Raw genomic sequence first — 26,210 nt, 5'->3', positions numbered from 1 at the left:
GGGCTCGAACCAGGGACCTACGGATTAACAGTCCGGCGCTCTACCGACTGAGCTATCGGGGAACAGAGCCTCGCAGTATAGCGAGTTTTTTGGCTACGTCAAAGGTCTAGCTGGATGGATGCGCGAAAAGTCCTGGGCGACAGCGGATACAGGTACGCGTGGCCGAACTGGAAGGGCGATTCGCGCCAGGCGCGCTTGTCGCCCACGTTGTCCACGCCCACGCGCCAGGTGAGCTGGCTGCGCGACAGACGCTGCACGTAGCGCGCACCGAGGTTCACCGTCGTCCAGCCCGGAATGGCGATGCTGTTGTCGTCCAGCACCATCTTGTCCGCCTCGTGCACCAGGCCGGCCTGCAGCTGCAGGCCGGGCAGTGCCGCGGGGGCATAGCTGCCCGCAAGGCGGAAGGAGCGCGGCGGCACGTTGGTGGGGCGGTTGCCGTTCAAGCTGTCATCGCTGCTGTTGCGCAGCCGGGCCTGCAGCCACATCGCGCTGCCGCGCAGCTGCCAGGGCCCATGGCTCCAGCCGAGCGCCGCTTCCAGGCCGCGGTGGCGGGCGCTGCCGTCGGGGCGGCGCAGGCACTGGTCGTCGGCATCGCACAGGTCGGCGGCCCGCGGGCGGTCGATCTGGAAGGCCACCAGCGAGGCGCTGACGTCATCGCGCTCGTGCTTGATACCCAGCTCGGTCTGCCGGCTCTTGAGCGCCGGCAGCGCCTGTCCTGCGTTGACGTAGAAGCTGCGGTTGGGCACCACGTCGGACTCCAGGCCCTGGCCCCAACTTGCATAGACAACCGTGGCCGGCGTCCACTGCCAGCTGGCGGCCAGCCAGGGCAGGGTCTCGCTCTGGCCGTAGCCGGTGGCGCGCGAACCGTCGGTGCGCACGCTGTCGCGGTGCAGCCGCGTGTGCCGCAGGCCGGCCCACAGCCGCCAGTCGGCCGACAGCTGCACCATGTCGCGCAGGTACAGCTCGGTGCTGCGTTCGTCGCGCTCGGTGTTCTCGTCGGTCAGCTCGGGCGCAGGCTCGGTCACCGCCGCGCCGTCGATGTGGCCGGTGCCGGTGTAGTTGTAGGCCTGGCCCTGGGCGCGGCTCTTGAAGCGGGTGAACAGCACGCCGGTGCTGAACTGGTGGCGCAGGCCGGCCAGCACCGGGCTGCCGGCCAGTGAGAAGTCCAGTGCATCGCTGCGGCGGCGTTCGTTGTCGCTGCGGAAGTCGTAGAGGTCGAAGCTGCCGTCGCTGCAATAGCGGTCGTAGCGATCTTCGGCGCTGCAGCCGTAGGGATAGGCCAGCCGGTCGTCGGTGCTCAGGTGCTGCGTCATGCCGTGCGCGGTGAAGCGCCAGCCCGAGCCCAGCTGCTGCTGCAGCCGCAGCGATGCGGTGTTGCCCTCCATCACCACCGGCAGCGACCAAGGCTGGTTGTTGAGGTTGGTGCGTGGGTCGATGCGTCGTGCCGAGGGCAGGCTGTCGCCCAACAGGCTGAAGCCGGGCACGCTGGGCTGGCTCTGGCGGGAATGCTCGAACTCGGCCTCCACCAGCGTGCCCGGTGCGATGCGCCAATCGCCGGCCACGGCCAGCTGGCGGCGATGACCTTCGAGCGAGCGCACCTGCGGGTCGAGATGGTCGTAGGCCGCATTGACGCGCAGGCCGAAGGCTTCGTGCGCGCCGAAGCGCTGGCTGAGGTCGGTGGCCACGCCGATGCTGCCCTGCTCACGCCACTCCAGGGAGGCGCTGCGCACCGCGGCGTCCGGCCGCTTGACCACGAAGTTCACCAGGCCGCCCGGCGCGCTGGTGCCGGCCTGGATGCCGCTGGTGCCCTTGAACACCTCGATGCGCTCCTTGTTGGCCATGCCGATGCTGGTCTCGGCATTGATGGGCAGGCCGTCGCGGCGGTAGTTGAAGCGGTTGTCCAGCGTGTAGCCCCGCACGGAGAGGAAGCTCCAGTAGCCGTCGGAGTTGTAGGCATCGGACAGGCTGGCATCCAGCCGGGTGATGTCGGACAGGCGCTCGACGCCGGCGTCCAGCAGCGCGGTGCCGCCCAGCACGGTGCCGGCAAAGGGGGCCCTGGACAAGGGCAGCTCGCCGAAGCCGCCGATGCCCGGCGCGGCCTGCAGCGTGCGGCCGGTGATCTCCACCGTCTGCGCGGCCTGCTGGGCCCAGGCCGGCAGGCCGAGCACGCAGGCGGCGGCGGCGGCCGCCAACGAGTGGAGGGAAAAGCGGAACGGTGCGGAAGCCATCGTGGTCTCGGGTCGATGGCAGGGCGGCAAAGCGGAGGCTGCATGCGGCACCGCGGGCGGCGGTGCGGCGGACCAGGTCCGTCGGCTTCCCTGCGCGAGGATTACCTCAATCAGGTTCAAAGGGACTGTCTCAGTCGGCCCGCTTGCGCAGGCCAACACCCCCAGCGAAGTGCCGCAGGCCCTGAGGCCGCGGCGGGGGCGATTCTAGGGCGCGCCGTTCCGTGGCCATAATCGGCGCTTGCTAGGGGTGTCGTGCGACGCACGACTGAGAAACACCCTTTGAACCTGAACTGGGTCATGCCAGCGGAGGGAAGCAGCACCGGCCCCAGGGCGGTCACTCTTCTTCCGGCGCGCGTGCCCGCTCATGCGAAGGAAGCTGCGATGACCACCGAATCCGCCGCCCCCGCCTGCCGCTATGCCCGGGTGCTGACCATCGCCGGCTCCGACAGCGGCGGCGGCGCCGGCATCCAGGCCGACCTCAAGACCTTTGCCGCGCTGGGCTGCTACGGCAGCAGCGCGATCACCGCCATCACCGCGCAGAACACGCTGGGTGTGCGCGCCATCCATGCGGTGCCGACGGAGGTGCTGGCCGCGCAGATTGACGCGGTGGCCGAGGACATCGGCTGCGACGCGGTGAAGATCGGCATGCTGCATTCGGCCGCCACCGTGCAGTGCGTGGCCGCAGCGATCGACCGCCACGGCCTGCGGCCGGTGGTGCTGGACCCGGTGATGATCGCCACCAGCGGCGCAGCCTTGATCGATGCCGCCGCGGTGCAGGTGATCGTGCAGGCGCTGTTCCCCCGGGTGGCGCTCGTCACGCCCAACCTGGACGAGGCCGCGCTGCTGCTGGGCCGCGCCATCGTGTCGGTGGACGAGCTGGACGGCGCGGCCGATGCCTTGCTGGAGCTGGGCGCGCAGGCGGTGCTGCTGAAGGGCGGGCACCTGCCGGGCGACACGGTCGTGGACGTGCTGAAGTCCCGCGAAGGCCTGCATCGGCGCTTCCAGGCGCCGCGCCTGCACAGCCGCAACCTGCACGGCACCGGCTGCACCTTGTCCGCCGCCGTGGCGGCGGCGCTGGCACTGGGCCAGCCGATGGCCGATGCGGTGGCTGCCGCGCACGCCTACGTGCAGCAGGCCCTGCGGCACGGCGCGGCGGTGCGCACCGGAGCGGGCAACGGGCCGCTCAACCATGGCCATGCACCGCGGCCCATGCAGCTGCGGCCGCTGGCCGGCGAGGGGCGGGCGGCATGAGTCGCGTCGGGATCGCCGGGGCCGGCTTGCTGGGCCGCCTGCTGGCCTGGCGGCTGGCGGCTGCCGGCCACGAGGTGCAGGTGTTCGATCCCGCAGCGAGCCCGGACGACCGCACGCCGCCGCAGGCGGCCGGCTGGACCGCGGCCGGCATGCTGAGCCCCATCGCCGAGCTGGAAACGGCCGACCTGCGCACTGCGCAACGGGGCTGGCGTTCGCTGGACCTCTGGGCGCGGTGGCTGCCGCAGTTGTCCAGGCAAGTTCACTTCCGGCGCGAAGGCAGCCTGCTGCTGGCCCATCGCGGCGATGCCGGCAGCGCCCAGCGGCTGCTGGCGGTGCTGCAGGCCAAGGCAGCCGGCCGGGCCGACCAGCCGCAGCCGCGGCCGTTGTCGGCGGCCGAGCTGGCTGCGCTGGAGCCTGCGGTGCACGGCCCCGCGCTGGCCTGGCTGTTGCCGGGTGAAGGCCAGCTGCACTGCGTGCAGGCGATGCAGGCCCTGGCGCACGAGGCCACGGGGCAAGGCGTGCGCTGGCATTGGCGCATGCCGGTACAGCAGGTGGATGCTGGCCGGCTGGATGGCCAGGCCTTCGACCATGTGTTCGACGTGCGCGGCCTGGGGGCGCGGCCGCAGCTGCCGGTGCGCGGCGTGCGGGGCGAGCTGCTGTGGGTGCAGGCGCGGGGCCTGGTGCTGCACCGGCCGCTGCGCCTGCTGCATCCGCGCTGGCGGGTCTACCTGGTGCCGCGGCCTGACGACATCGTGCTGGTGGGCGCCACCGAGGTGGAGTCGGAAGACCGATCGCCCATCTCGGTGCGCAGCCTGCTGGGCCTGTTGAGCGCGGCGCACAGCGTGCTGCCGGAGCTGGCCGAGGGCCGGGTGCTGCACATGGAGACCAACCTGCGCCCCGCCCTGCCCGACAACCTGCCGCAGTTGCAGGTGGCGTCGGGCCTCACCCGCATCAACGGCCTGTTCCGCCACGGCTGGCTGCTCGCGCCGGCCCTGGTGGAAGAGGCGCTGGCCGCCAGCGGCTTGCGGGAGGCGGCATGAACACCCGTGCCGACGCTTCCGACGACGCCATCCCCGTGCAGGTGGCCGGCCAGCACCTGCAGCTGCCCGCCGGCTGCACGCTGGCCCAGCTGATCGAACGCCTGGGCCATGCGCCGCAGGACGTGGCCACCGCGGTCAACGGCGGCTTCGTGCCGCGGGATGTGCGGGCCGGCCACCGGCTGCAGCCCGGGGACCAGGTGCATTGCTTCAAACCCATCGTGGGAGGTTGATCATGTCAAGCATTTCGAACCACAGCGCCGAGCAGGACGATTTCGTGCTGGCCGGCGTGCCGCTGCGCAGCCGCTTCCTGCTGGGCACGGCCGGCTATCCGTCGCCGCAGGTGCTGCAGCAGGCCATCGCGGCTTCCGGCGCGCAGGTGGTGACGGTGGGGCTCAAGCGCGAACTGGCCGGCGATGCCGGTGCGCACGGCGGCTTCATCGACATCATCCGCGCCAGCGGTGCGCGGCTGCTGCCCAACACCGCCGGCTGTCGCAGCGCGCGCGAGGCCATCATGCTGGCGCACATGGCGCGCGAGTTGCTGGGCACGCACTGGATCAAGCTCGAGGTGGTGGGCGACGAGCACACGCTGCAGCCCGATCCCTTCGAGCTGGTGACGGCCGCAGCGCAGCTGGTGATCGACGGCTTCGAGGTCTTCCCGTACTGCACCGACGACCTGGTGACCTGCCAGCGGCTGATGGACGCCGGCTGCAGCATCCTCATGCCGTGGGGCGCGCCCATCGGCTCGGCGCAGGGCCTGCTCAACCCGTGGGCGCTGCGTACCCTGCGCGCCCGCCTGCCGCAGGCCACGCTGATCGTCGATGCCGGCCTGGGGGCGCCCTCGCATGCGGCGCAGGCCATGGAGCTGGGCTTCGATGCGGTGCTGCTCAATTCGGCGGTGGCCCATGCGGGCGATCCGGTGCGCATGGCCGCGGCCTTCCGCCACGCGGTGCAGGCCGGGCGGCTGGGCCATGGGGCCGGCCTCGTGGCGGCGCAGGACATGGCCGTGGCCAGCACGCCCGTGGGCGGCCGGCCCTTCGAGCTGTGAGCCGCGCCATGCAGGACCCGGTGTCCGAGGCCTTCGGCGTGCAGGCCGCCAGCGCGCTGCAGGCTGCGCAGCAGCTGGGCTTCGTCGATGCCGAGGCGCAGGTGCTGGCCGACATGTTCGAGGCCCAGCGGCGCCGGCTGCCGGCCGGTGCACCGCTGTCCGGCTTCGCGCTGCAGGCCGACAACCTGCCGGTCAAGCGGCCCTTCGAGGGCTTCGCGCCGCTGCGGCAGCGCGCCATGGGGCTGTATGCCATCGTGCACAGTGCCGACTGGGTGGCGCGCGTGCTGGCGGCCGGCATCCGCACGGTGCAGCTGCGCATCAAGCAGGCCGACGTGGCCCTGCTGCGGCAGGAGATCCGTGCCAGCGTGCAGGCCGCGGCTGCGGTGGATGCGCAGCTCTTCATCAACGACCATTGGCGCCTGGCCATCGAGCAGGGCGCGTACGGCGTGCACCTGGGGCAGGAAGACCTGGACGATGCCGACCTGCAAGCGATCCGCGCCGCCGGCCTGCGGCTGGGCATCAGCACGCACTGCTACGTGGAGGTGTGCCGCGCCTGGGCGCTGCGGCCCAGCTACATCGCCTGCGGACCCATCCATGCCACGCAGCTGAAGGTGATGCCCTGGCTGCCGCAGGGCGAGGACAACCTGGCCTACTGGTGCGCGCTGCTGAACGAGCTGCCGGTGGTGGGCATTGGCGGCATGGATGCCGCGCGCTGCCTGCAGGCCATGCGCTGCGGTGCCGATGGCGTCTGCGTGGTCAGCGCCATCACCGGCGCTGCCGACCCGGAGCAGGCGATGGCCGCGCTGCAGGCGGCGGTGCTGCAAGGGCAAGGGGCGCCGCAGCGCCCCGTGCCCCTGTTGCCGCGGCCTACCTTGCCACGGCGGCCTGCCTCCTCATGACTGGGTGGGCAACGTGGCCGGCATGCCGCGGGTCTTCCACATCGAGTACACCACGCCACCGGCGATCAGGCCCAGCGTGACCGACAGGCTCAGCGCGGGCGGCGTCTTGCCGATGAAGTTCACCAGGAAGATCTTGCCGCCGATGAACACCAGCACCAGGGCCAGCGCGTACTTGAGGTAGGCGAAGCGGTGGATCATCGCGGCCAGCGCGAAGTACAGCGCACGCAGGCCCAGGATGGCGAAGATGTTGCTGGTGTAGACGATGAACGGATCGGTGGTGATGGCGAAGATGGCCGGCACCGAATCCACCGCGAAGATCAGGTCGGCGATCTCCACCAGGCACAGCGCCAGGAACAGCGGCGTGGCCCAGAGCACGGCCTGGCCCGTCTGCGGATGCGGCTGCTTCACGAAGAAGGCCTTGCCGTGCAGCGTGGGCGTCACGCGCATGATCTTGCGCAGCAGCTTCAGCACGGGGTTGTTCTCGATGTCGGGCTGCTTGTCGGCGAACCACAGCATCTTGATGCCCGTGAGCACCAGGAATCCGCCGAACACGTACAGCACCCAGCTGAACTGCGTGACCAGCGCGGCGCCGAGGCCGATCATGATGGCGCGCATCACGATCACGCCCAGGATGCCCCAGAACAGCACCCGGTGCTGGTACTGCCGCGGGATGGCGAAGAAGCCGAAGATCATCGCGATGACGAACACGTTGTCCATCGACAGCGACTTCTCGATCAGGAAGCCGGTGTAGTACTCGATGCCGCTCTGGGCGCCCAGCATCCACCACACCCAGGCGCCGAACAGCACGCCCGCGGTGATGTAGCCGGCCGACAGCCACAGGCTCTCGGTGACGCCGATCTCCTTCTCGTCCTTGTGCAGCACGCCGAGGTCGAAGGTGAGCAGGCTGATGACCACGGCGATGAACACCAGCCACAGCCACATGGGCTGCGAGAGGAACGGTGATTGGAGGAAGGTTTCCAGGGCTTGCATGCGGCGCCTCCGGCGGATGGATGGGGATGGCCGAAGGGTAGGCAGCACGAGTCTTCCGGAAAAGCAGCGCCTGGCGCATTGAGATTCAGCAAAATCCTGAACATAGGTGACGCCCCTTGCACATGCCCGCCTGTCTAGACAAGCTCCAGCCGGAAGCGCTGCGTGAGCATCGCCTTGAAACGGGCCACCTCTTCCAGGGCCTGCACCAGCCGGTGCTGCTGCTGCGGCGTCAGCGCCGCGGTGGGCACGCCGGCATAGGCCTGGCCGCTGCGCCGGGCCCGCAGGCCGGCGTCCAGCCGCAGCGACATGAACAGGTGCAGGCTGTCCACCAGCGCCGCGCCGCTGTCCGGCGCCAGCTGGTGGGCAGCCACCAGGGACTGGATGCGCTCGGCGGTGCCGGTGGCCGTCAGCTGGTGTGCCAGCGCCAGCGCCCGCACGCCGTGCACGATGGGGAAGCTGCCGGCCTTCTTCACATCCAGCAGCGGCGGCAGGGTGCCGCGGCCCAGCAGCCGCAGCAGGCCGCCGCGCGCGTCGCCGAATGCATGCACCGCGGCAGCAAAGTGGGCCAGCAGCACGTCGTTGCCGGTGGCCAGCTCGAAGGCCGCGTCCCGCACCGGCTGCAGCAGCCGTGCATCGCCGCTGACGGCCTGCGCATCCAGGAAGATGGCCAGCGTCATCACATGGGCCGGCGTGGGATGCAGCAGCCAGCCTCGCACGGTCTGGCTGAAGGCCGCGGCCGGGCCGCGCCACTGCGCATCGCTGAGCATGATGCGGCCGGGGCAGGGCGGATAGCCGAAGTCGGCCAGCGCGTCCGAGAAGCGCTGGCACAGCGCCGGCAGGTCGTCCGGTGCAGGCCAGCCATCGGCCAGCAGCAGGCCGTTGTCCTGGTCGGTCTTGAGCAGCTGTTCGCCACGGCCTTCGCTGCCCATCACGAACAGGCAGCTGTGGTCCACCAGCGCGTCCGGCGCGATGAGCCGCCAGGCGCGGTCGAACAGCCGGGCGCTCAAGGCCTGCACCTGCAGCGCGATGCCGCCCACCGGCTGGCCGGCGTCGTGCAGCCGTTCCACCAGCAGGTCGATGCCCGCGGCCGCCTGCGCCAGTTCACCCAGCGTGGTGGCCCGCGCCATGGCCTGCGCCAGGGCCGGCCCGGAGCCGGGCGCCGGGGTGGAGGGCGGGCCGCCGGACGCGGCATCGGTGCTGCTGGACATGGCGTCGTGGCGCGTATGCAGCCGATTCTGTGGCGCGGTATCGAGGTGAGTCTTGTCCTGCCTCAGAAAGCATGCAGGGCGCGGCCAGAATGCCGGCCGCGGGCACCGGGCCCGCGCCACGACGAGGAGAACACCGCATGACCGCACGCACCCTGAACCGCGCGCCGGCCGCCATCGCCCTGCTGGCCGCCGGCCTGGCAGCACTGGCCACGCCGGCCCGTGCCGAGCTGTACTGGGACTTCGCCTACAGCGGCACCGGGGTATCGGCCAGCGGCATCCTAATCACGCAGGACGTGCCCGACGGCAGCGGCTACTACCTAGCCACCGGCATCCTGGGCCAGCGCAACGGCAGCACCATCACCGGCCTGCAGCCCACGGGTACCGCCATCCCGTTGAACGATCCTTTCGAGGTCGACAACCTGGTGCGCGCCGACGGCCGGCTGAGCAGCCACGGCCTGGGCTTTGCCACCGCGTCGGGCGAGTACGCCAACCTGTTCCGTGCCAGCTGGCTTTCGCCCGCGCGCACGGTGGAGTTCGCCTCACGGCCGGCGCTGAACCGCACCACCGAGGAGGTGGTGAGCTGGCAGTTCAGTGCCCGCACCGAGCCGCTGCCGGCGGTGCCGGAGCCGGCCTCCGCCGCGCTGCTGCTGGCCGGCGTGGCCCTGGTGGGCACCATGGCCGCACGCCGCCGCGCCGGCTAGGATCGGCCATGCGCCCCGGCTTCAACTACAAGCACCTGCACTACTTCTGGGTGGTCGCCAAGGAAGGCGGCATGGCCCGGGCGGCCGACCGGCTGGACGTGGCGGTGCAGACGGTGAGTGCGCAGGTGCGCGAGCTGGAGCAGGCGCTGGGCCATGCGCTGCTGAAGCCCGCCGGCCGCGGCCTGGCATTGACGGAGGCCGGCGAGGCCGCGCTGCGCCATGCCGACCAGATCTTCCAGCTCGGCGAGCAGCTGCCCGACGTGGTGCGCGATGCCGCCACGCAGCCGGCGCTGCGGCTGGCGGTGGGCATCAGCGACGGCTTGCCCAAGCTGGTGGTGCACCGGCTGATGACGCCGGTGCTGGCCGAGCCCGGCCTGCGGCTGCTGTGCCATGAAGGCGGCTTCGACGAACTGCTGGCCGAGCTGGCGTTGCACAAGCTGGACCTGGTGCTCGCCGACCGGCCGGCGCCGGTGAGCGCCAACCTGAAGCTCTACAGCCATGCGCTGGGCGGCTCCGACCTGGGCTGGTATGCGCCGCCCGCGCTGCTGGCCGCGGCCCGCAAGGGCTTTCCGCAATCACTGGCCAGGGTGCCGGTGCTGCTGCCCACCGCGCATGCCATCGTGCGCATCCAGATCGATGCCTGGTTCGCGCGGCACGAGGTGCGGCCCAACGTGGTGGGCGAATTCGAGGACAGCGCCCTGCTCAAGACCTTCGGGGCCCACGGCATGGGCGTGTTCCCGGCCGCGCTGCTGGTGCATGACGACCTGCTGGAGCACTACCGGGTGCGGCCGGTCGGCAGCTGTGACGGCGTGCGGGAACCGTTCTACGCCATCGGCACCGAGCGGCGGGTACAGCATCCCCTGATCCGCCGCGTGGTGGACGGCGCGGCCACGACCTGAGGCGGCCGCTGCCGGTCAATGCACGTCGTCGTCGTGGCGCGGTGACTCCACCCCCAGCAGCTCATGCAGGCGCGGGCTGGTGGTGGTGTATTGCAGGTGCACCGGCTTGTCGGGGAACACATGCCGCACCGCACCGAAGGCGGCCAGCGTGGCCTCGTGGAAGCCGCACAGGATCAGCTTCTTCTTGCCGGGATAGGTGTTGACGTCACCCACCGCGAAGATGCCGGGCTCGCTGGTCTCGAACTTCTCGGTGTCAACCACCACCTGCTTGCGCTCGATGGCCAGGCCCCATTCGGCGATCGGGCCCAGCCGCGGGCTCAGGCCCTGGAACACCAATAGGTGGTCCAGCGGCATCAGCCGGGTGACGCCGTCGCCGCCCAGCACCTTGATGGCGGACAGCATGCCGTCGGCCGACTGCCCGATGCCACTGACCTGGCCGGCCGCGAAGTGCAGGCGGTGCGCCGCGCACAGCGCGCGCATGCGGGCCACCTCGGCGGCCGGCGCCTGGAAGGCATCGCGCCGGTGCAGCAGGGTGACGCTGGCTGCGGCCAGTGGTCCGGCTGCTTCGGCAAAGTGGTTGGCCCAGTGCAGAGCGGCATCGCCGCCGCCCACCACCACGAGGTGGCGGCCGGCGAAGCGCGATGGCTGGTCCACGCGGTAGTGCAGCTGCGTGCCTTCGAAGGCGGCCAGGCCCTCCACCCGCAGCGGCTTGGGCTGGAAGGCGCCCACGCCGCCGGCGATGAACACCGTCCTGGCGAGGAAGCGCAGCCCGCGCCGCGTCTCGACCAAGAAGCGGCCGTCGGGCTGGCGCTGCACCGCGCTCACTTCCTGGTCGAGGTGCAGCGGCGCGTTGAAGGGCTGGATCTGCTGCAGCAGCCGGTCCACCAGCTCGCGCCCGCTGGTCGCGGGGATGCCGGGGATGTCGTAGATCGGCTTGTCGGGGTACAGCTCGATGCACTGGCCGCCGGGCTGGGGCAGCGAATCGACGACATGCGCGCCGATTTCCAGCAGGCCCAGCTCGAACACCTGGAACAGCCCGACAGGGCCCGCACCGACGATCAGCGCGTCGGTCTCGATCATGGGTTCAGCGGATCAGCTCGGACAGCTTGTCCGTGCGGTCCTTCCACTCTTCGGCGTCGGGCAGCGAGGCCTTGCGCTTGGTGATGCTGGGCCACTTCTTGGCCAGGTCGGCATTCAGCTGGATGAAGTGCTGCTGGTCGCCCGGCACGTCTTCTTCCGGCAGGATGGCATTGACCGGGCACTCGGGGATGCACACGGCGCAGTCGATGCACTCGTCGGGGTCGATCGTCAGGAAGTTCGGGCCCTCGCGGAAACAATCAACGGGGCAGACGTCGACGCAATCGGTGTACTTGCAGCGAATGCATGCTTCGGTGACGACGTGGGTCATGGGGCTTCAGCCTGAAGGAAATGTTGAGTGCGGCCGCGCCGGGGATTCATGTGGCGGCCGCTCCATGAAGAACGCGGGATTCTAAGGCGTGGGGGTTTCCACGGACGCTGTGCGGCCAGAGGGCACCGCCAGCACCTCCGTCGCGGCCTCGGCCGACACCGGCCGGGCGCCCGCGCCGACGGTGACGATGGCCGGCCGGCCCGCATGCAGCATGCTGGCCGCGGCCAGCGTGTCCAGGCGGTGGTCGCTGGCGCGCTGGTCGGGCGTGCCGGCCTGCGAGACCACCATCACCGGCGTGTCCGTGGGCCAGCCCGCGGCCAGCAACCGCCGGCCCAAAGCGGCCAGTTGGCGGCCGGCCATGTAGAACACCTCGGTGTCGGCGCTGGGCGGCGTGGCCTCGGCCAGGCTGCCTTCCTTCGTCATCGCGGTGGACAGGCTCACGCTGCGGCCGCGACCGCGGCGGGTGAGCGGGCGCTGGGTGGCGGCCGCGGCGGCGATGGCGGCGGTGACGCCGGGCACCACCTCGCAGCCGATGCCGGCTTCGGCCAGCGCCAGCAGCTCTTCCTCCAGCCGGCCGAAGATGCTGGGGTCGCCACCCTTGAGCCGCACCACGCGGCGGTACTCGTGGGCGCAGCGCACCAGCACCGCATTGATCTCGGTCTGCTTGGGTGCATGGCAAAAGCCGCGCTTGCCCACGTCGATCCAGCGGGCGTTCGGGGCCAGCTCGCGCAGCGCGGGGTCGGTCAGCGCGTCGAACAGCACCACCTCGGCCTCGGTCAGGCGGCGGGCGCCGCGCACCGTGATCAGGTCGGCCGCGCCCGGGCCGGCGCCGATGAACACCACGTGGCCGAGTGCGGGTGCCGAATTCACGCCGCTTCCTTGACCAGCAGCGCGCCGCTGGTGCGGTTGCTGGTGGCGTCGACCACGATCAGCGCGCCGCCCACTCGGTTGCTGCCGTAGGGCTCCACCGGCAGCGGCTGCTGGGTCTCTACCGTCACCTCGCCGATCTCGTTGACGGCCAGTTCATGCGCCTCGCTGGCGGCCAGGGTGTGGATGTCCAGCCGGTGCTCGATGCTGCTGATGCGCGCCTGCACCCAGCGGTTGCCGTGGCGCACCCAGTACTTGCGGCCGACGACGGCGGGCTCGGTGTCCAGCCAGGCCAGCGTGGCGCTGAACTTCTGCGTGGCTTGCAGGCTCCTGGGCGTGGCGATCCAGTCGCCACGCGAGACGTCGAGCTGGCGGTCCAGGACGATGCCGGCCGACTGGCCCGCGCGCGCCGCCGCCACCACCTCGCCGGCCAGGCGCACCTGGGCCACGACGGCGGTTTCGCCGCTCGGGAAGACCTGCACCGTGTCGCCGGCCTTCACGCCGCCGTGGGCGATGCGGCCCCACAGCGTGCGCGGCTGGTGGCCCACGCCTTCGCCGTCGTCGCGGGCGACGTACTGCACCGGCTGCAGCAGCTCGCCTTCGGTGCGCTCCTGCGTGGTGGGCAGGCTTTCCAGCACCTGCAGCAGCGAGGGGCCGCCGTACCAGGCGCAGGCCAGCGGCTGCGTCACGTTGTCGCCGCGCAGGGCCGAGACGGGGATGATGCCCGCCACCTCCACGCCGGCTTCCTGCGCGAAGGCGCGCAGCGCCTGGCTCACCGCCTCGAAGGCGGGGCGGATGTCGTCGATGGCGTCGATCTTGTTCACCGCGAACACGATGCTCGGCACGCGCAGCAGTTTGGCCAGCAGCGTGTGGCGGCGCGTCTGCGGCAGCAGCTGCACCGGCTGCGCCTGCCAGTCGATCTTGGTGATGTCGACCAGCACCACCGCGGCGTCGCTGCCGGCGGCGGCCGTCACCATGTTGCGGGTGTACTGCTCATGGCCCGGGGCGTCGGCGATGATGAACTTGCGCTGCTTGGTCGCGAAGTAGCGGTAGGCCACGTCGATGGTGATGCCCTGCTCGCGCTCGGCCTCCAGGCCGTCGGTCAGCAGCGAGAGGTCGATCGGCTGGCCGGCGGCGCGCTTTTCCAGCGTGTCGAGCTGGTCGGCCAGGATGGCGCGGCTGTCGTACAGCAGGCGGCCGATCAGCGTGCTCTTGCCGTCGTCCACGCTGCCGGCGGTCAGGAAGCGCAGGGCGCGGTGGTCGGCGCAGACGGTGGTGGCCGCGGTGGTGTCCACGGTCGTTGCGGTGCTCATCAGAAGTAGCCCTCTTTCTTGCGGCGCTCCATCGAAGCGTCCGAGGTGCGGTCGTCCATGCGGGTGGCGCCGCGTTCGCTCACGGTGACGGTCAGCGTCTCGGCCACGATGTCGGTGGCGTTGGCGGCCGGGCTTTCCACCGGGCAGGTGCAGGTCATGTCGCCCACGGTGCGGAAGCGCACCTGCGCGGTCTCCACCGTCTCGCCGGCTTCCGGCGGCGTCACCTCGGTCACCGGCACCAGCAGGCCCTTGCGGCGGATCACCTGGCGGTCGTGCGCGAAGTACAGGTTGGGCAGCGGAATCTGCTCGCGGGCGATGTACAGCCACACGTCCAGCTCGGTCCAGTTGCTGATCGGGAAGGCGCGGAAGTGCTCGCCCGGCTTGTGGCGGGTGTTGAACAGCGTCCACAGCTCGGGCCGCTGCTCCTTCGGCTGCCATTGGCCGAAGCTGTCGCGGTGGCTGAAGATGCGTTCCTTGGCGCGGGCCTTCTCTTCATCGCGCCGGGCGCCGCCGATCAGGCAGTCGAAGCGGTGCTCCTCGATGGCTTCCAGCAGCGTCACGGTCTGGTGGCCATTGCGCGACTCCAGCGGATGGGCCAGGCGGATGGTGCCGCGCTTGATGCTGTCTTCCAGGTGCCCCACCACCAGCCGCTCGCCCATCTCGGCCACGCGGCGGTCGCGGAACTCGATCACCTCGGGGAAGTTGTGGCCGGTGTCCACATGCAGCAGCGGAAAGGGCAGCTTGCCCTTGAACTCATTGGGCTGGCTGGCATCGGGGCGCAGCTTGAAGGCCTTTTCGGCCAGCCGCAGCACCACGCAGGAGTCCTTGCCGCCGGAGAACAGCAGGGCGGGCCGCTCGAAGCTGGCCGCCACCTCGCGCAGGATGAAGATGGCCTCTTCCTCGAGGTGGTCGAGGTGGGCGTTGTCGAGCTGCGGCAGCAACTGGTCGACGGAGAGCGGGGCGTTCATCGGTGTAGGGCTCATCGGTTCAACAGGGTCGACACCTCGCCGGGCGAAGCATCCTCGTGCACGTGCAGGCCGCATTCCTTGGCGCCGTCCTGCTCCCACCACCAGCGGCCGGCGCGGAAGTCCTCGCCGAGCGCCACGGCGCGGGTGCAGGGCGCGCAGCCGATGCTGGGGTAGAACTGGTCGTGCAGCGGGTTGTAGGGCACGGCGTGCAGGCCGATGTAGTGCCACACGTCACCCCACGTCCATTCGGCCAGCGGGCTGTACTTGGTGCGGCCGTTGGGCTCGTGCTCGACGAACTCCACCGCCGCGCGGTCGTTGGACTGCTCGCGGCGCAGGCCGGTGATCCAGGCGTCGCGCCCGGCCATCATGCGCCCCAGCGGTTCCAGCTTGCGCACGGCGCAGCAGGCCTTGCGCAGCTCGATGCTCTCGTACATGGCCTTCGGGCCATGCAGGGCGACGAAATGGATCACCGCCTCCTGCGGCGGGCTGAACACCTCCACCGGCACGCCGTAGTGCTGCTCGATGCGGCCGATCAGCGCCACCGTCTCGTCGTGCAGCGCCTTGGTGTCCAGCGTGGCCAGCGCGATGGGCAGCTGGTGGCGGGCGATCAGGTCGGTGATGACCATGTCCTCGGCGCCCAGGCTGGTGCCCTGCACCACCCGGCCCGGATGGTCGGCCGCGGCCTGCCGCAGCACGGCCAGCGTGCGGGCCAGCTTGCCTTCGAAGTCGGCGCTGGCGCGGGCGTTGAGGTCGATCGCGCCCATCAGGCCACCTGCGGCTTGTGCGTGCGGGCGAACAGCGGCTGGTGCTCCACCACGTCGCCCTGGTAGTGCTGCGGGAAGAAGGACAGCGCGCGCTGCGCATGCTCGATCTTCTGGTCGCCACGCAGCACCACGGCGTCGAAGCCGGTGCGCTGCAGCAGCGGCAGCATGTCCACCACCACGTCGCCGGTGGCGCGCACCTCGCCGGCAAAGCGGTAGCGGCGGCGCAGGATGCGGGCCTGGCTGTAGGCGCGGCCGTCCACCCATTTGGGGAACTGCAGCACCACCAGGCCCAGGCGCGGCAGGCAGGCTTCCAGCTGCTCGATGTCGGCGTCGTTGGGCACGATCACGCCGGCCTTCACGTCGGCGGGCCAATGCTCGCGCACGGCGTGCCACTGCTCCAGCGTCAGCAGGCGGTTGGGGGCGGGGTTGGGGTGCGGCATCGGGCCGTCCTCGCCGACGACGGTGTGCCAGGCATCGCGATGGGGATCGATGAATTTCATGGTCTTGATCCTCCGGGGGTCAGGCCGCGCGGGCGGTGCTGCGGCGCACGGCATCGGCCGCGGCGCGGAAGGGCGGCACGCCCAGGCGGCGGGCGGTGTCGATGAAGCGCTCGCCGGGGGCGCGCTCGCGCTTGTAGGTGGTGATCACGGCTTCCACCGCGTCGGCGATCTCGTCGGCCGCGAAGGAGGGGCCGATCACCTTGCCCGGCGTGGCGGCGCCGCTCAGCGTGCTGCCGTCGGAGCCGGCCACGGTCAGCTGGTACCACTCGGCACCGTCCTTGTCCACGCCCAGCACGCCGATGTGGCCGCTGTGGTGGTGGCCGCAGCTGTTGATGCAGCCGCTGATGTGCAGGTCGATGTCGCCGATGTCGTGCAGCTCGTCCAGGTCCTGGTAGCGCTCGGTCAGCTCCTCGGCCAGCGGGATGGAGCGCGCATTGGCCAGCGCGCAGAAGTCGCCGCCCGGGCAGGCGATCATGTCGGTCAGGTAGCCGATGTTGGGCGAGGCGAAGCCGGCCGCCTTGGCGGCCTGGAACAGCGCCGGCAGCTCGCTCTGGCGCACCCAGGGCAGCAGCAGGTTCTGGTCGTGCGTGACGCGCAGCTCGCCGTGGCTGAAGCGGTCGGCCAGGTCGGCGGCCAGGTCCATCTGGCTGCCGGTGGCATCCCCCGGCGCCTGGCCGGGGCGCTTGAGCGACAGCTGCACCGCGCGGTAGCCCGGCACCCGGTGCGCCACCACGTTGCGCTGCAGCCAGCGGTCGAACCCCGGGGCCGCATCAGCCGGCAGCGCGACCTCGTCGGCCGGGGCCACGCCGGCCGGCACCACGAAGTTGGCGGCCACGCGGTCGAACTCGGCCTGGGGAATGATCTGCGCGTCGCCATCGGTGTCGCGGTCCAGGATGGCCTGGAACTCGGCATTCACCGCATCGAAGAACTTCTGGCCCTCGGCCTTCACCAGGATCTTGATGCGGGCCTTGTACATGTTGTCCCGGCGGCCGTAGCGGTTGTAGACCCGCACGATGGCCTCCAGGTACACCAGGATCTGCTGCCAGGGCACGAAGGTGTTGATCAGGCTGCCGATCACGGGCGTGCGGCCCATGCCGCCGCCGACGAACACCTTGAAGCCGACCTCGCCGGCCTCGTTCTTCAGCACGTGCAGGCCAACGTCGTGCCACAGCGTGGCGGCGCGGTCCTCCACCGCGCCGGTGACGGCGATCTTGAACTTGCGCGGCAGGAAGGCGAACTCGGGGTGCAGCGTGCTCCACTGGCGCAGCAGCTCGCAGTAGGGGCGCGGGTCGACGATCTCGTCCTGCGCGATGCCGGCCAGCGCGTCGCTGGTGATGTTGCGGATGCAGTTGCCGCTGGTCTGGATGCCGTGCATGTCGACCTCGGCCAGCAGGTCCATCACGTCGGCGCCCTTGTCCAGAGGAATCCAGTTGTATTGCAGGTTCTGCCGGGTGGTGAAGTGGCCGTAGTCGCGGTCGTATTCGCGCGCGATGCGGGCCAGCTGGCGCAGCTGGCGGCTGGCCAGCTCGCCGTAGGGCACGGCCACCCGCAGCATCGGCGCGTGGCGCTGGATGTACCAGCCGTTCTGCAGCCGCAGCGGGCGGAACTCGTCGTCGCCCAGCTCGCCGCGCAGGTTGCGCTCGAGCTGGTCGCGGAACTGCGCGGCACGCGCGTGGACGAACTGGCGATCGAAGTCGGTGTACTGGTACATGCTGGGTTCAATGAATCACTTGGAAGCCCGCGGTGCCGCACGCTGCAGGCCGCTGCGTGCGCACCCGGCGTTCGGGCATGGAGGTGATGAGCCTGGCGCCGGGCCCGGAGGCCGGCAGGAAGCCGATGAGCGTGGCGGCCGTCCGCGCCGCATCGACCGGGCCGGGTGCCGGACGGCCGCCGCCGGCTGCCCGGACGGCTGCCACCGCCTGGGCGATGCCGGTGCCCGCCAGCCGATGCGCGGGGAGGGAAGGATAAGCCAGGGGCGCCGCGAGCACGGCGCGGCCCGCGCTGGCCCGTCCGTCGAGGGCGCCGGCGCCGAAGCCGCTGAGCACTGCCATCCCGTCCATCGAGTCCTTGCGCCTTGCGCGTGTCCAATAGCATGCACGGGCCCCTCCCGTGCACCAGTGGGCACTTTATGGACCGCATATATATTTGAGAAGAACGAATAAGTTGCTTGCTAATGCCCATCCAGAATTAAGCGGCCGTCGCCGGCTGCTGGCGTTGCTGGCCGCCAGTGCCCTCGCCGGCTGTGCCACCGCACCGCCACCGTCGCCACCCGCGCCGCCACCGCCGCCGGCCGCACCCCCGCCGCCACCGCGCCCGCCGCGCATCGGCCTGGCGCTGGGTGGCGGGGCCACCCGGGGCTTCGCCCACATCGGCGTGATCCAGGTGCTGGAGGAAGCCGGCATCAAGCCCGACCTGGTGGCCGGCACCTCCGCGGGCAGCCTGGTGGCGACCATGTATGCGGCCGGCCGCAGCGGCGCCGAGCTGGCCAAGGTGGCGCTGGCGATGGACGAATCGGCCATCACCGACTGGGCCTTCCCCGGCCGTGGGCTGATCCGCGGCGAGGCGCTGGCCCGCTACGTGCGCCAGCAGGCGTCCAACCGGCCGATCGAGCAGCTGCCCATGCCACTGGGCGTGGTGGCCACTGACCTGGACAGCGGGGAGCCGGTGCTGTTCCGCCGCGGCGATGCCGGCACGGCGGTGCGGGCCTCCAGCGCGGTGCCGGCCGTGTTCCAGCCGGTGACGATCAACGGCCGCGAGTACGTGGACGGCGGCCTGGCCTCTCCGGTGCCCGTGCGCTTTGCCCGTCAGATGGGCGCGGAGCTGGTGATCGCGGTGGACATCTCGATGCCGCCCGATGGCAACCCCACCGGCGACCCGATGCGCATGCTGCTGCAGACCTTCGCCATCATGAGCCGCAGCATCAATACTTTCGAGCTGCGCGATGCCGACGTGGTGGTGCGGCCGCGCCTGGTGGGCGTGTCGAGCGCCGACTTCACCGTGCGCCGCCAGGCCATCGCGGCCGGGCGCGAGGCGGCGCTGGCGGCCCTGCCGGCGCTGCGGCAGAAGATCGCGCTGGCCACGCGCTGAGCGCTTCGTGCGCCCCAAAAGAAAGAGGCCCGGCAGAGCCGGGCCTTTTGAACGGTACGCCGGCCTGCGCCGGAAGGTACCGAGGAGACATCCAGAAGATCAGGCGGTCGCGCGCTTGGCCTTGGTGGCGGTGGTGGAAGCGGCCTTGACGGCGGTGTTGGTCAGCGCGGTCAGGTTGGCTTCGGCCACGTCGGCGGCTTGCTTGGCGGCCTTGTGCACGCTTTCGAAGGCGTTGTTGGCGGCGGCCACGGCCGACTTCACCAGGGCCACGGCGTTTTCGCTGCCGGCGGGGGCGTTCTTGGCGGCGGTGTCGACCACGGTCATGAACTTGCGCTGGGCATCGGCCATCTGCGTCTCGGCGACCTTGGTCACTTCGGCGCTGGTGGCGGCAGCGATGTCGTACACATGGCGGCTGTAGGCAGCGGCCTTCTCGGCGACCGGTTGCAGCAGCGAGGTCTGCAGGGCGATCAGCTCCTGGGCGTCCTTCACCGACAGGGCGGCGGAGGTGGTCTCGGCGGCTTCGCCCAGGGCGGTCTTGGCCACTTGCAGGTTCAGCTCGACCAGCTTCTCGACGCCTTCGAAGGCCTTGTTGGTCAGGCCGAACAGGGTTTCCAGGTTGGCCTTGTGGGCGGCGAGCATTTGTTCAGGGGTCAGCATGTGAAATCTCCGTCTTGATAAGGGAACTTGCTGGTGCCCGGGAAGCGTTTGCTGCACTGCACCATGAACCGAAGTATAGGGACGTGAGCCTCCATTGCAAGCCATTTTGTTGCGCTGCAACAATTCTAGGGAGCGCTTCCTAGAAGGCCGCCGGGGCGCTTGGCGGCCGGGTCCCCGCCACAATGGGTCGCGATGCAGGCGTATTACTCCGACCACTTCGTGCTGCCGTTGCCCAGCGGCCACCGGTTCCCGATGCCCAAGTACCGGCTGCTGCGCAATCGCGTGGAGGCCGAGGCAGCCGGGGTGGTGCTGGCGGAGGCCATTGCCGCCACCGACGGCGAGCTGGCGCTGGCGCACACGCCGCACTACGTGACCTCGGTGGTCGAGGGCCTGCTGTCCGCTGCCGAGCAGCGGGAGATCGGCTTTCCCTGGTCGCCGGCGATGGTGGAGCGGGCCCGCCGCTCGGTGGGCGCCACCATCTGCGCCGCCCGCACCGCGCTGCGCGAAGGCGTGGCCGCGCAGCTGGCCGGCGGCACCCACCATGCCTATGCGCACAAGGGCAGCGGCTTCTGCGTGTTCAACGATGCGGCGGTGGCCGCCCGGCTGATGCAGGCCGAGGAGCACCGCCACCACCGGCGGCTGCTGCGCGTGGCGGTGATCGACCTGGACGTGCACCAGGGCAACGGCACTGCGTCCATCTTTGCCGACGACGACAGCGTGTTCACCCTGTCGCTGCACGGCGCGCGCAACTTCCCCTTCCGCAAGGAGGCCAGCGACCTGGACGTGGAACTGCCCGACGGCTGCGCCGACGACGAATACCTCGCCGCGCTGGACAGTGCGCTGGCCACGCTGTGGCAGCGCCACCAGGCCGCCCTGCCGGGCCTGGTGTTTTACCTGGCCGGCGCCGACCCGCACGAAGGCGACCGCCTGGGCCGCCTGAAGATCAGCGCCGCCGGCCTGGCCGAGCGGGACCGCCGGGTGCTCACCGCCTGTCGTGAACGTGGCGTGCCGGTGGCCATCAGCATGGCGGGCGGCTACGGCCGGGTGATCGACGACTCGGTGGCGGTGCACCTGCAGACGCTGCGCGAAGCCCAGCGCCAGTGGCAGGCCTGGCAGGCCGACCGCCGGGCCGAGCCGATGGAAGAATGCACCGGATGAGCGAAACAGCCCGCCCCCAGCCGCAGCCGCGCGGCGCCTACCGCCACTTCACCGAGGTGCCCACCCGCTGGATGGACAACGACGTGTACGGCCACGTCAACAACGTCGTGTACTACAGCTACTTCGACACCGCGGTGAACCGCTACCTCATCGAGGCCGGCGCGCTCGATCCGCAGGCCGGCGAGTCGATCGGGCTGGTGATCGAGACGCACTGCAACTACTTCGCCTCGCTCAGCTTTCCGCAGGTGGTGGAAGCCGGCATGCGGGTGGCCAGCGTGGGCCGCAGCAGCGTGCGCTACGAGATCGGCCTGTTCGGCCAGGGGGAGCCGTTGTGCGCCGCCGCCGGCCACTTCGTGCATGTGTACGTCGACCGATTGAACCGCCGGCCGATGGCCTTGCCGCCCGCGCTGCTGGCCGCGCTGCAGCCGCTGCGGGTGGACGCATGACGGCCGACGAGGCCATCACCAGCCGGCGTTCGATCCGCCGCTTCCTGCCCACGCCGGTGCCACGCCCGGTGATCGAGGACATCCTGCAGGTGGCCGCGCAGGCGCCCTCCGGCTCCAATGTGCAGCCCTGGAAGGTGTACGTGCTGACCGGCGAGCCGCTGGCCACGTTGTGCGGCAAGCTGGTCGCCGCCCACGATGACCCGCAGGCCCGCGCCGAGCACCAGGCCGAATACGCCTACTACCCCACCGACTGGTTCCCGCCCTACATCGAGCGGCGCCGCGCCACCGGCTGGGGCCTGTACGGCCTGCTGGGCATTGGCAAGGCCGACCGCGAGCGCATGCACCAGCAGCATGGCCGCAACTACCTGTTCTTCGATGCGCCGGTGGGCCTGATCTTCACCATCGACCGCCGCATGGAGCAGGGCAGCTGGCTGGACTACGGCATGTTCCTGCAGAACATCATGATCGCCGCCCGCGCCCGCGGCCTGGACACCTGCCCGCAGGCCGCCTTCATCGAGTGGCACCGCCTCATCCTGCCGCATGTGGGCGCACCCGCCAACGAGGCACTGGTGTGCGGCATGGCGCTGGGCCATGCCGATCCTGCGGCCATCGAGAACAGCCTGCGCACCGCCCGCGAGCCGGTGGCGGGCTTCACCCGTTTCCTTGATTGATCGAACCTCACCAGAAAGGCGCAGCCATGCAGTCCGTGCTCGTCACCCGAGAGATCTTCCCCGAGACCCTGCAGCGCCTGGCGCAGCACTTCCAGGTCACGCCCAACGAGGGCGACGTGCAGCATCCACCCGGTGCGCTGGCGGGCCAGCTCGCCGGCCACGAGGGCGTGCTGGTGGCCGGCGGCGAGCGCATCGACGCCGCGCTGTTGGACGCCAATCCGCAGCTCAAGGCGGTGTGCAACATGGCCGTGGGCTACAACAACATCGACGTGCCGGCCTGCACCGCGCGCGGCGTGCTGGTGACCAACACGCCCGACGTGCTCACCGAGACCACCGCCGACTTCGGCTTCGCGCTGATGATGGCCACCGCCCGCCGCATCGCCGAGGGCGAGCACTACCTGCGCGACGGCCGCTGGACGCGCTGGTCCTACAACCTGCTGACCGGCAGCGACGTGCACGGCGCGACGCTGGGCATCCTCGGCATGGGCCGCATCGGCCAGGGCATTGCCAGGCGCGGCGCGCTGGGCTTCGGCATGAACGTGATCTATCACAACCGCAGCCGCCTGCCGGCCGAGCAGGAAGCGCCGATCAACGCCCGCTACGTGAGCAAGGAGGAACTGCTGCGCGAGGCCGACCACCTGGTGCTGGTGCTGCCGTATTCGGCGGCCAGCCACCATGCCATCGGTGCTGCCGAGCTGGCGCTGATGAAGCCCACCGCCACGCTGACCAACATCGCCCGCGGCGGCATCGTGGACGACGAGGCGCTGGCCGAGGCGCTGAAGCGCGGCACCCTCGCCGCCGCCGGGCTGGACGTTTTCGAGGGCGAGCCCAACGTGCACCCCGCGCTGCTGACCGTGCCCAACGTGGTGCTCACGCCGCACATCGCCAGCGCCACCGTGCGCACCCGGCGTGCGATGGCCGACCTGGCGGCCGACAACCTGATCGCCGCGCTGACGGGCCAGCGCGCGCCCACGCCCGTCAACCCCGAGGTGATCCGGTGAGCCGCAGCGGCGCATCCGAGCACCGCGCCGAGGTGCGCTGGCAGCGCGGCGAGGCCGATGCCTTCACCGACAACCGCTACAGCCGCCGCCATGCCTGGCGCTTCGATGGCGGGGCCGAGGTGGCGGCGTCGTCGTCGCCGCATGCGGTGCGCGTGCCGTTCTCCGATCCATCGGCGGTCGATCCGGAGGAGGCCTTCGTCGCCTCGCTGTCCAGCTGCCACATGCTGTGGTTCCTGTCCATCGCGGCGCAGCGCGGCTTCCGCGTGGACAGCTACCGCGACGACGCGGTGGGCACCATGCAGCAGAACGCAGCGGGCAAGGTGTCCATCACCCAGGTCACGCTGAAGCCCGAGGTGCGCTTTTCCGGTGATCGCCTGCCCAGCGCGCAGGAGCTGGCGGAGATGCACCACGAGGCGCATGAGCAATGCTTCATCGCCAACTCGGTGACCTCGGAAGTGATCTGCGAGCCGGTGCAGCCCAACCAACCGGACTGAAGCGCTGGCCGAGAATGGCGGCATGCCCGCCATCGAAACGCTTGTCCTCGCGCTGCTCGTCGTCACCCTCGTCGTGCTGATCCTGCTGGTGGTGCTGCTGCTGCGCGGCGATGGCCGACGGCTGGTGAGCGATCTGCGCGACGAGGTGGACCGCAGCGCCAGCAGCACCCGCCAGGAGTTGAGCCGCGCCTTGCTGGCCGGCCGCGAGGCGCAGGACACCGCGCTGCGCCGCTTCGGCGACACCCTGGGCGCGCAGCTGCGGCTGATGTCCGAGGCCACCGACAAGCGCTTGCTGGACGTTCGGCAGACGGTGGACGCCCGCCTGGCCACGATCCAGCAGGACAACGAACGCAAGCTGGAGCAGATGCGCGCCACGGTCGACGAGAAGCTGCACGCCACGCTGGAGCAGCGCCTGGGCGAGAGCTTCAAGCAGGTGGCCGAGCGGCTGGAGCAGGTGCACAAGGGCCTGGGCGAGATGCAGGCGCTGGCGCGCGACGTGGGCTCGCTGCACCGGGTGCTCACCAACGTGAAGACCCGCGGCATCTTCGGCGAGGTGCAGCTGGCCGGCCTGCTGGAGCAGGTGTTCACGCCCGAGCAGTACGCCACCAACGTGGAGACCATCGCCGGCAGCGGCGCGCGGGTGGAGTTCGCGATCCGACTGCCCGGCCGCCGCGACGACGGCGCGCCCCTGTGGCTGCCCATCGACGCCAAGTTCCCGCGCGAGGACTACGAGCGCCTGCTGCAGGCCCAGGAGCGGGCCGACCCGGTGGCGGTGGAAGCTGCGGCCAAGGGCATCGAGCTGCAACTGCGTCGCGAGGCCCGCAGCATCCGCGAGAAGTACGTGGCGCCGCCGCACACCACCGACTTCGGCATCCTCTTCGTGCCCACCGAAGGCCTGTATGCCGAGGCGCTGCGCCGGCCGGGCCTGGTGGAGGCGCTGCAGCGCGACCACCGGGTGATGCTGGCCGGCCCCACCACGCTGCTGGCCACGCTGAGCAGCCTGCAGATGGGCTTCCGCACCATGGCGCTGGAAAAGCGCAGTGCCGAGGTGTGGGAGGTGCTGGGCGCGGTGAAGACCGAGTTCACCAAGTTCGGCGACGTGCTGGCCAAGACCAAGAAGAAGCTGGACGAAGCCAGCAGCACCATCGACCAGGCCCATGTGCGTACCCGCGCGATGGCGCGCCAACTCAAGAGCGTGGAGGCGATGCCCGAGGCGCTGGCACGGCAGCTGCTGCCCGGCACGCTGGAGTTCGACGACGAAGCCACGCCCAATGCCTGAGGCGGCGCAGGCATCGTCCACCGACCAGCCCGCCGGCCTGCCGCCGCGGGCGCTGCTGGCCCTGATCGGCGGCCAGATCGGCCTGCACGGCGCGATGGCCGGCGTGCGGCTGGCCGCGCCGCTGCAGCTGCTGCAGCAAGGCGGCAGCGCGCTGTCCGTGGGCCTGCTGATGGCGCTCTTCGCCGTCTCGGCGGTGCTGCTGGCGCTGGCGGCCGGGCGCATGGCCGACCGCCATGGCTACCACCGGCCGATGCGGGCGGCGGTGGCCATGACCGCGCTGGGTGCCGGCCTGCCGGTGCTGGGCACCTGGCTAGCGCCCGGCGCACTCCAGTGGTTGCTGCTGGGGCTGGCGGCGGTGCTGTGCGGCGGCGGCGCCAACGTCGGGCTGATCACCATCCAGCGCACCGCCGGGCGCAATGCCGGCAATGCGGTGGAGCGCATGCGGGTGTTCAGCTGGCTGGGCCTGGCGCCGGCCTTGTCGAACGTGGTGGGCGCGGTCTCGGCCGGGGCCCTGATCGACCTGGCCGGCTTCCGCGCGGCCTACCTGTTCCTGTTTGCGCTGCCGCTGTGCGCCGCGGTGCTGGCCCGCAGCGTGCCGCGCGAGACGCCGCCGCCGCGGCCCCGCGATGCAGGCCGCCGCAAGGCCTGGGACCTGCTGCGACTGCCCGGCATCGGCAGCCTGCTGGGTATCAACTGGCTGCTGTCGGCATGCTGGGACGTGCACAGCTTCGCGGTGCCCATCCTGGGCCATGAACGCGGGTTCAGCGCTTCGACCATCGGGCTGATCCTGGGCGTGTTCCCGCTGGCCGTCACCGGCGTGCGGGTGCTCATCCCCTTGATGGCGGCGCGGCTGCAGCCGGCGGTGGTGCTGCGCGCGGCCATGCTGTCCACGGGCGCGGTGTTCATGCTGTACCCGTTCATCCACTCGCCCTGGCTGATGGGCGCCTGCGCCACCGTGCTGGGGCTGACGCTGGGCTGCGTGCAGCCGATGATCATGTCGACCCTGCATGCGCTGACGCCGCACGACCGCCACGGCGAAGCCCTGGCGTTGCGCTCGATGACCATCAATGCCGCCAGCACGCTGATGCCGCTGCTGTTCGGCGCCACCGGCGCCGCGCTGGGCGTGGCGCCGGTGTTCTGGGTGATGGGGGCGGCGGTGGGCCTGGGCGCGCGGTTGACGCGGCGGCTTTGACCGCCCGCTGAATACCCCTGATGGGGTAAGTCCGCCATGTGGCGGCGGGTGTCGTGACGTCCTGCAGCGTTGGTGGCGTTGGCTTTCATGGCAACGCGCCATGGGGCGGATGCGGCCTCCATCGCAGGATCGTTCGGCCGATTT

At 70.9% G+C, this 26,210-nt stretch carries 28 protein-coding genes and 2 riboswitches; of the genes, 15 read left to right on the top strand and 13 right to left on the bottom strand.

Annotated features, from left to right (window positions below; all coding sequences use genetic code 11):
• Positions 1 to 98: 98 nt before the first annotated feature.
• Entirely contained in the window at positions 99 to 2,228 is a 2,130-nt protein-coding gene (locus VO99_RS08550; RefSeq protein WP_052736196.1) for a TonB-dependent siderophore receptor, read from the bottom strand.
• 70 nt (positions 2,229 to 2,298) lie between these two features.
• Positions 2,299 to 2,401, bottom strand: a riboswitch (TPP riboswitch).
• A gap of 60 nt (positions 2,402 to 2,461) precedes the next feature.
• A riboswitch (TPP riboswitch) is annotated at positions 2,462 to 2,557 on the top strand.
• A 52-nt stretch (positions 2,558 to 2,609) separates the two neighbouring features.
• Between VO99_RS08550 and thiD the strand changes: the two genes are divergently transcribed.
• Genes thiD through VO99_RS08525 form a run of 5 tightly spaced genes read left to right on the top strand, consistent with a single transcriptional unit; the run spans position 2,610 to position 6,463 of the window.
• Positions 2,610 to 3,479, top strand: a complete 870-nt coding sequence (thiD, locus tag VO99_RS08545; RefSeq protein ID WP_046112384.1) for a bifunctional hydroxymethylpyrimidine kinase/phosphomethylpyrimidine kinase — start codon at positions 2,610 to 2,612, stop codon at positions 3,477 to 3,479.
• Positions 3,476 to 4,519 (top strand): FAD-dependent oxidoreductase, encoded by a 1,044-nt coding sequence (locus VO99_RS08540; RefSeq protein WP_046112383.1) that lies wholly within the window; start codon positions 3,476 to 3,478, stop codon positions 4,517 to 4,519. Before thiD ends, VO99_RS08540 begins: the two co-directional genes overlap by 4 nt.
• The gene (gene thiS, locus VO99_RS08535) at positions 4,516 to 4,749 is read left to right on the top strand and encodes a sulfur carrier protein ThiS (RefSeq protein ID WP_052736195.1); all 234 of its coding nucleotides are present in this window, start codon (positions 4,516 to 4,518) and stop codon (positions 4,747 to 4,749) included. Before VO99_RS08540 ends, thiS begins: the two co-directional genes overlap by 4 nt.
• Positions 4,750 to 4,751: 2 nt before the next feature.
• The gene (locus VO99_RS08530) at positions 4,752 to 5,564 is read left to right on the top strand and encodes a thiazole synthase (protein ID WP_046112382.1); all 813 of its coding nucleotides are present in this window, start codon (positions 4,752 to 4,754) and stop codon (positions 5,562 to 5,564) included.
• 8 nt (positions 5,565 to 5,572) lie between these two features.
• Positions 5,573 to 6,463, top strand: a complete 891-nt coding sequence (locus VO99_RS08525) for a thiamine phosphate synthase (protein ID WP_232315306.1) — start codon at positions 5,573 to 5,575, stop codon at positions 6,461 to 6,463.
• Here VO99_RS08525 and VO99_RS08520 read toward each other — a convergent pair.
• A complete protein-coding gene (locus VO99_RS08520; RefSeq protein WP_046112381.1) occupies positions 6,458 to 7,453 on the bottom strand; it encodes a TerC family protein in 996 nt (331 codons plus the stop codon). The two genes, VO99_RS08525 and VO99_RS08520, sit on opposite strands and share 6 nt — an antisense overlap.
• A 134-nt stretch (positions 7,454 to 7,587) precedes the next feature.
• The gene (locus VO99_RS08515) at positions 7,588 to 8,661 is read right to left on the bottom strand and encodes a DUF294 nucleotidyltransferase-like domain-containing protein (RefSeq protein ID WP_052736194.1); all 1,074 of its coding nucleotides are present in this window, start codon (positions 8,659 to 8,661) and stop codon (positions 7,588 to 7,590) included.
• Positions 8,662 to 8,798: 137 nt separating this feature from the next.
• Between VO99_RS08515 and VO99_RS08510 the strand changes: the two genes are divergently transcribed.
• Both VO99_RS08510 and VO99_RS08505 read left to right on the top strand, forming a co-directional pair.
• On the top strand, positions 8,799 to 9,362 hold the full coding sequence (locus VO99_RS08510) for a PEP-CTERM sorting domain-containing protein (RefSeq protein ID WP_052736193.1): 564 nt from the start codon (positions 8,799 to 8,801) through the stop codon (positions 9,360 to 9,362).
• An 8-nt stretch (positions 9,363 to 9,370) separates the two neighbouring features.
• Positions 9,371 to 10,261 carry a LysR family transcriptional regulator gene (locus tag VO99_RS08505; RefSeq protein WP_046112380.1) on the top strand — a complete coding sequence of 297 codons (891 nt, stop codon included), beginning with the start codon at positions 9,371 to 9,373 and terminating at the stop codon, positions 10,259 to 10,261.
• Between the two features lie 15 nt (positions 10,262 to 10,276).
• Here the strand turns inward: VO99_RS08505 and VO99_RS08500 are convergent, their stop codons facing one another.
• The 9 genes from VO99_RS08500 to VO99_RS08460 form a co-directional block, all read right to left on the bottom strand.
• The gene (locus VO99_RS08500) at positions 10,277 to 11,341 is read right to left on the bottom strand and encodes an NAD(P)/FAD-dependent oxidoreductase (RefSeq protein ID WP_046112379.1); all 1,065 of its coding nucleotides are present in this window, start codon (positions 11,339 to 11,341) and stop codon (positions 10,277 to 10,279) included.
• A gap of 4 nt (positions 11,342 to 11,345) precedes the next feature.
• Positions 11,346 to 11,669 carry a ferredoxin FdxA gene (gene fdxA, locus VO99_RS08495; RefSeq protein WP_046112378.1) on the bottom strand — a complete coding sequence of 108 codons (324 nt, stop codon included), beginning with the start codon at positions 11,667 to 11,669 and terminating at the stop codon, positions 11,346 to 11,348.
• Positions 11,670 to 11,750: 81 nt separating this feature from the next.
• Positions 11,751 to 12,539 carry a uroporphyrinogen-III C-methyltransferase gene (cobA, locus tag VO99_RS08490; protein WP_046112377.1) on the bottom strand — a complete coding sequence of 263 codons (789 nt, stop codon included), beginning with the start codon at positions 12,537 to 12,539 and terminating at the stop codon, positions 11,751 to 11,753.
• Complete coding sequence (locus tag VO99_RS08485; RefSeq protein WP_046112376.1) at positions 12,536 to 13,849, bottom strand: sulfate adenylyltransferase subunit 1; 1,314 nt, start codon at positions 13,847 to 13,849, stop codon at positions 12,536 to 12,538. Before VO99_RS08485 ends, cobA begins: the two co-directional genes overlap by 4 nt.
• On the bottom strand, positions 13,849 to 14,817 hold the full coding sequence (gene cysD, locus VO99_RS08480; protein ID WP_046112375.1) for a sulfate adenylyltransferase subunit CysD: 969 nt from the start codon (positions 14,815 to 14,817) through the stop codon (positions 13,849 to 13,851). Before cysD ends, VO99_RS08485 begins: the two co-directional genes overlap by 1 nt.
• Before the next feature lie 11 nt (positions 14,818 to 14,828).
• The gene (locus tag VO99_RS08475; RefSeq protein ID WP_046112374.1) at positions 14,829 to 15,581 is read right to left on the bottom strand and encodes a phosphoadenylyl-sulfate reductase; all 753 of its coding nucleotides are present in this window, start codon (positions 15,579 to 15,581) and stop codon (positions 14,829 to 14,831) included.
• On the bottom strand, positions 15,581 to 16,081 hold the full coding sequence (locus VO99_RS08470; protein ID WP_083440450.1) for a DUF934 domain-containing protein: 501 nt from the start codon (positions 16,079 to 16,081) through the stop codon (positions 15,581 to 15,583). Before VO99_RS08470 ends, VO99_RS08475 begins: the two co-directional genes overlap by 1 nt.
• 19 nt (positions 16,082 to 16,100) lie before the next feature.
• Positions 16,101 to 17,792 carry a nitrite/sulfite reductase gene (locus VO99_RS08465; protein ID WP_046112373.1) on the bottom strand — a complete coding sequence of 564 codons (1,692 nt, stop codon included), beginning with the start codon at positions 17,790 to 17,792 and terminating at the stop codon, positions 16,101 to 16,103.
• A gap of 7 nt (positions 17,793 to 17,799) precedes the next feature.
• A complete protein-coding gene (locus tag VO99_RS08460; RefSeq protein WP_052736192.1) occupies positions 17,800 to 18,132 on the bottom strand; it encodes a hypothetical protein in 333 nt (110 codons plus the stop codon).
• A 157-nt stretch (positions 18,133 to 18,289) separates the two neighbouring features.
• On the opposite strand from VO99_RS08460, the gene VO99_RS08455 reads away from it, so the two are divergent.
• The gene (locus VO99_RS08455) at positions 18,290 to 19,168 is read left to right on the top strand and encodes a patatin-like phospholipase family protein (RefSeq protein WP_083440454.1); all 879 of its coding nucleotides are present in this window, start codon (positions 18,290 to 18,292) and stop codon (positions 19,166 to 19,168) included.
• 99 nt (positions 19,169 to 19,267) lie between these two features.
• On the opposite strand, the gene phaP is transcribed toward VO99_RS08455, so the two are convergent.
• The gene (phaP, locus tag VO99_RS08450; protein WP_046112371.1) at positions 19,268 to 19,825 is read right to left on the bottom strand and encodes a TIGR01841 family phasin; all 558 of its coding nucleotides are present in this window, start codon (positions 19,823 to 19,825) and stop codon (positions 19,268 to 19,270) included.
• A 192-nt stretch (positions 19,826 to 20,017) separates the two neighbouring features.
• On the opposite strand from phaP, the gene VO99_RS08445 reads away from it, so the two are divergent.
• The 7 genes from VO99_RS08445 to VO99_RS08415 are packed head-to-tail and all read left to right on the top strand — an operon-like array spanning position 20,018 to position 26,066.
• On the top strand, positions 20,018 to 20,983 hold the full coding sequence (locus VO99_RS08445) for a histone deacetylase family protein (protein ID WP_046112370.1): 966 nt from the start codon (positions 20,018 to 20,020) through the stop codon (positions 20,981 to 20,983).
• Positions 20,980 to 21,429, top strand: a complete 450-nt coding sequence (locus tag VO99_RS08440; RefSeq protein WP_375136385.1) for an acyl-CoA thioesterase — start codon at positions 20,980 to 20,982, stop codon at positions 21,427 to 21,429. Before VO99_RS08445 ends, VO99_RS08440 begins: the two co-directional genes overlap by 4 nt.
• The gene (locus tag VO99_RS08435) at positions 21,426 to 22,100 is read left to right on the top strand and encodes a nitroreductase (RefSeq protein WP_046112368.1); all 675 of its coding nucleotides are present in this window, start codon (positions 21,426 to 21,428) and stop codon (positions 22,098 to 22,100) included. The genes VO99_RS08440 and VO99_RS08435 overlap by 4 nt, the downstream gene beginning before the upstream one ends.
• A gap of 26 nt (positions 22,101 to 22,126) precedes the next feature.
• Positions 22,127 to 23,101: a 2-hydroxyacid dehydrogenase gene (locus VO99_RS08430; protein WP_046112367.1), complete on the top strand. Its 975-nt coding sequence runs from the start codon at positions 22,127 to 22,129 to the stop codon at positions 23,099 to 23,101.
• Positions 23,098 to 23,595, top strand: coding sequence for an OsmC family protein (locus VO99_RS08425; RefSeq protein WP_046112366.1), 498 nt, complete (start codon positions 23,098 to 23,100; stop codon positions 23,593 to 23,595). The genes VO99_RS08430 and VO99_RS08425 overlap by 4 nt, the downstream gene beginning before the upstream one ends.
• A 22-nt stretch (positions 23,596 to 23,617) precedes the next feature.
• Entirely contained in the window at positions 23,618 to 24,874 is a 1,257-nt protein-coding gene (locus VO99_RS08420; RefSeq protein WP_046112365.1) for a DNA recombination protein RmuC, read from the top strand.
• Positions 24,867 to 26,066 (top strand): MFS transporter, encoded by a 1,200-nt coding sequence (locus tag VO99_RS08415; RefSeq protein WP_046112364.1) that lies wholly within the window; start codon positions 24,867 to 24,869, stop codon positions 26,064 to 26,066. The genes VO99_RS08420 and VO99_RS08415 overlap by 8 nt, the downstream gene beginning before the upstream one ends.
• Positions 26,067 to 26,210 lie beyond the last annotated feature (144 nt).

Origin of the sequence: Aquincola tertiaricarbonis, from assembly GCF_000969605.1 — a bacterium.
GTDB classification, from domain to species: domain Bacteria; phylum Pseudomonadota; class Gammaproteobacteria; order Burkholderiales; family Burkholderiaceae_C; genus Aquincola; species Aquincola tertiaricarbonis.
This window is presented reverse-complemented; position numbering and strand designations above follow the sequence as displayed.

Excerpts from the sequence above, each read along its gene's own strand:
- VO99_RS08550 (WP_052736196.1), bottom strand. The coding sequence starts at position 2,228 with ATGGCTTCCGCACCGTTCCGCTTTTCCCTCCACTCGTTGGCGGCCGCC.
- thiD (WP_046112384.1), top strand. The coding sequence starts at position 2,610 with ATGACCACCGAATCCGCCGCCCCCGCCTGCCGCTATGCCCGGGTGCTG.
- VO99_RS08540 (WP_046112383.1), top strand. The coding sequence starts at position 3,476 with ATGAGTCGCGTCGGGATCGCCGGGGCCGGCTTGCTGGGCCGCCTGCTG.
- thiS (WP_052736195.1), top strand. The coding sequence starts at position 4,516 with ATGAACACCCGTGCCGACGCTTCCGACGACGCCATCCCCGTGCAGGTG.
- VO99_RS08530 (WP_046112382.1), top strand. The coding sequence starts at position 4,752 with ATGTCAAGCATTTCGAACCACAGCGCCGAGCAGGACGATTTCGTGCTG.
- VO99_RS08525 (WP_232315306.1), top strand. The coding sequence starts at position 5,573 with ATGCAGGACCCGGTGTCCGAGGCCTTCGGCGTGCAGGCCGCCAGCGCG.
- VO99_RS08520 (WP_046112381.1), bottom strand. The coding sequence starts at position 7,453 with ATGCAAGCCCTGGAAACCTTCCTCCAATCACCGTTCCTCTCGCAGCCC.
- VO99_RS08515 (WP_052736194.1), bottom strand. The coding sequence starts at position 8,661 with ATGTCCAGCAGCACCGATGCCGCGTCCGGCGGCCCGCCCTCCACCCCG.
- VO99_RS08510 (WP_052736193.1), top strand. The coding sequence starts at position 8,799 with ATGACCGCACGCACCCTGAACCGCGCGCCGGCCGCCATCGCCCTGCTG.
- VO99_RS08505 (WP_046112380.1), top strand. The coding sequence starts at position 9,371 with ATGCGCCCCGGCTTCAACTACAAGCACCTGCACTACTTCTGGGTGGTC.
- VO99_RS08500 (WP_046112379.1), bottom strand. The coding sequence starts at position 11,341 with ATGATCGAGACCGACGCGCTGATCGTCGGTGCGGGCCCTGTCGGGCTG.
- fdxA (WP_046112378.1), bottom strand. The coding sequence starts at position 11,669 with ATGACCCACGTCGTCACCGAAGCATGCATTCGCTGCAAGTACACCGAT.
- VO99_RS08485 (WP_046112376.1), bottom strand. The coding sequence starts at position 13,849 with ATGAGCACCGCAACGACCGTGGACACCACCGCGGCCACCACCGTCTGC.
- cysD (WP_046112375.1), bottom strand. The coding sequence starts at position 14,817 with ATGAACGCCCCGCTCTCCGTCGACCAGTTGCTGCCGCAGCTCGACAAC.
- VO99_RS08475 (WP_046112374.1), bottom strand. The coding sequence starts at position 15,581 with ATGGGCGCGATCGACCTCAACGCCCGCGCCAGCGCCGACTTCGAAGGC.
- VO99_RS08470 (WP_083440450.1), bottom strand. The coding sequence starts at position 16,081 with ATGAAATTCATCGATCCCCATCGCGATGCCTGGCACACCGTCGTCGGC.
- VO99_RS08465 (WP_046112373.1), bottom strand. The coding sequence starts at position 17,792 with ATGTACCAGTACACCGACTTCGATCGCCAGTTCGTCCACGCGCGTGCC.
- VO99_RS08460 (WP_052736192.1), bottom strand. The coding sequence starts at position 18,132 with ATGGCAGTGCTCAGCGGCTTCGGCGCCGGCGCCCTCGACGGACGGGCC.
- phaP (WP_046112371.1), bottom strand. The coding sequence starts at position 19,825 with ATGCTGACCCCTGAACAAATGCTCGCCGCCCACAAGGCCAACCTGGAA.
- VO99_RS08445 (WP_046112370.1), top strand. The coding sequence starts at position 20,018 with ATGCAGGCGTATTACTCCGACCACTTCGTGCTGCCGTTGCCCAGCGGC.
- VO99_RS08440 (WP_375136385.1), top strand. The coding sequence starts at position 20,980 with ATGAGCGAAACAGCCCGCCCCCAGCCGCAGCCGCGCGGCGCCTACCGC.
- VO99_RS08435 (WP_046112368.1), top strand. The coding sequence starts at position 21,426 with ATGACGGCCGACGAGGCCATCACCAGCCGGCGTTCGATCCGCCGCTTC.
- VO99_RS08430 (WP_046112367.1), top strand. The coding sequence starts at position 22,127 with ATGCAGTCCGTGCTCGTCACCCGAGAGATCTTCCCCGAGACCCTGCAG.
- VO99_RS08420 (WP_046112365.1), top strand. The coding sequence starts at position 23,618 with ATGCCCGCCATCGAAACGCTTGTCCTCGCGCTGCTCGTCGTCACCCTC.
- VO99_RS08415 (WP_046112364.1), top strand. The coding sequence starts at position 24,867 with ATGCCTGAGGCGGCGCAGGCATCGTCCACCGACCAGCCCGCCGGCCTG.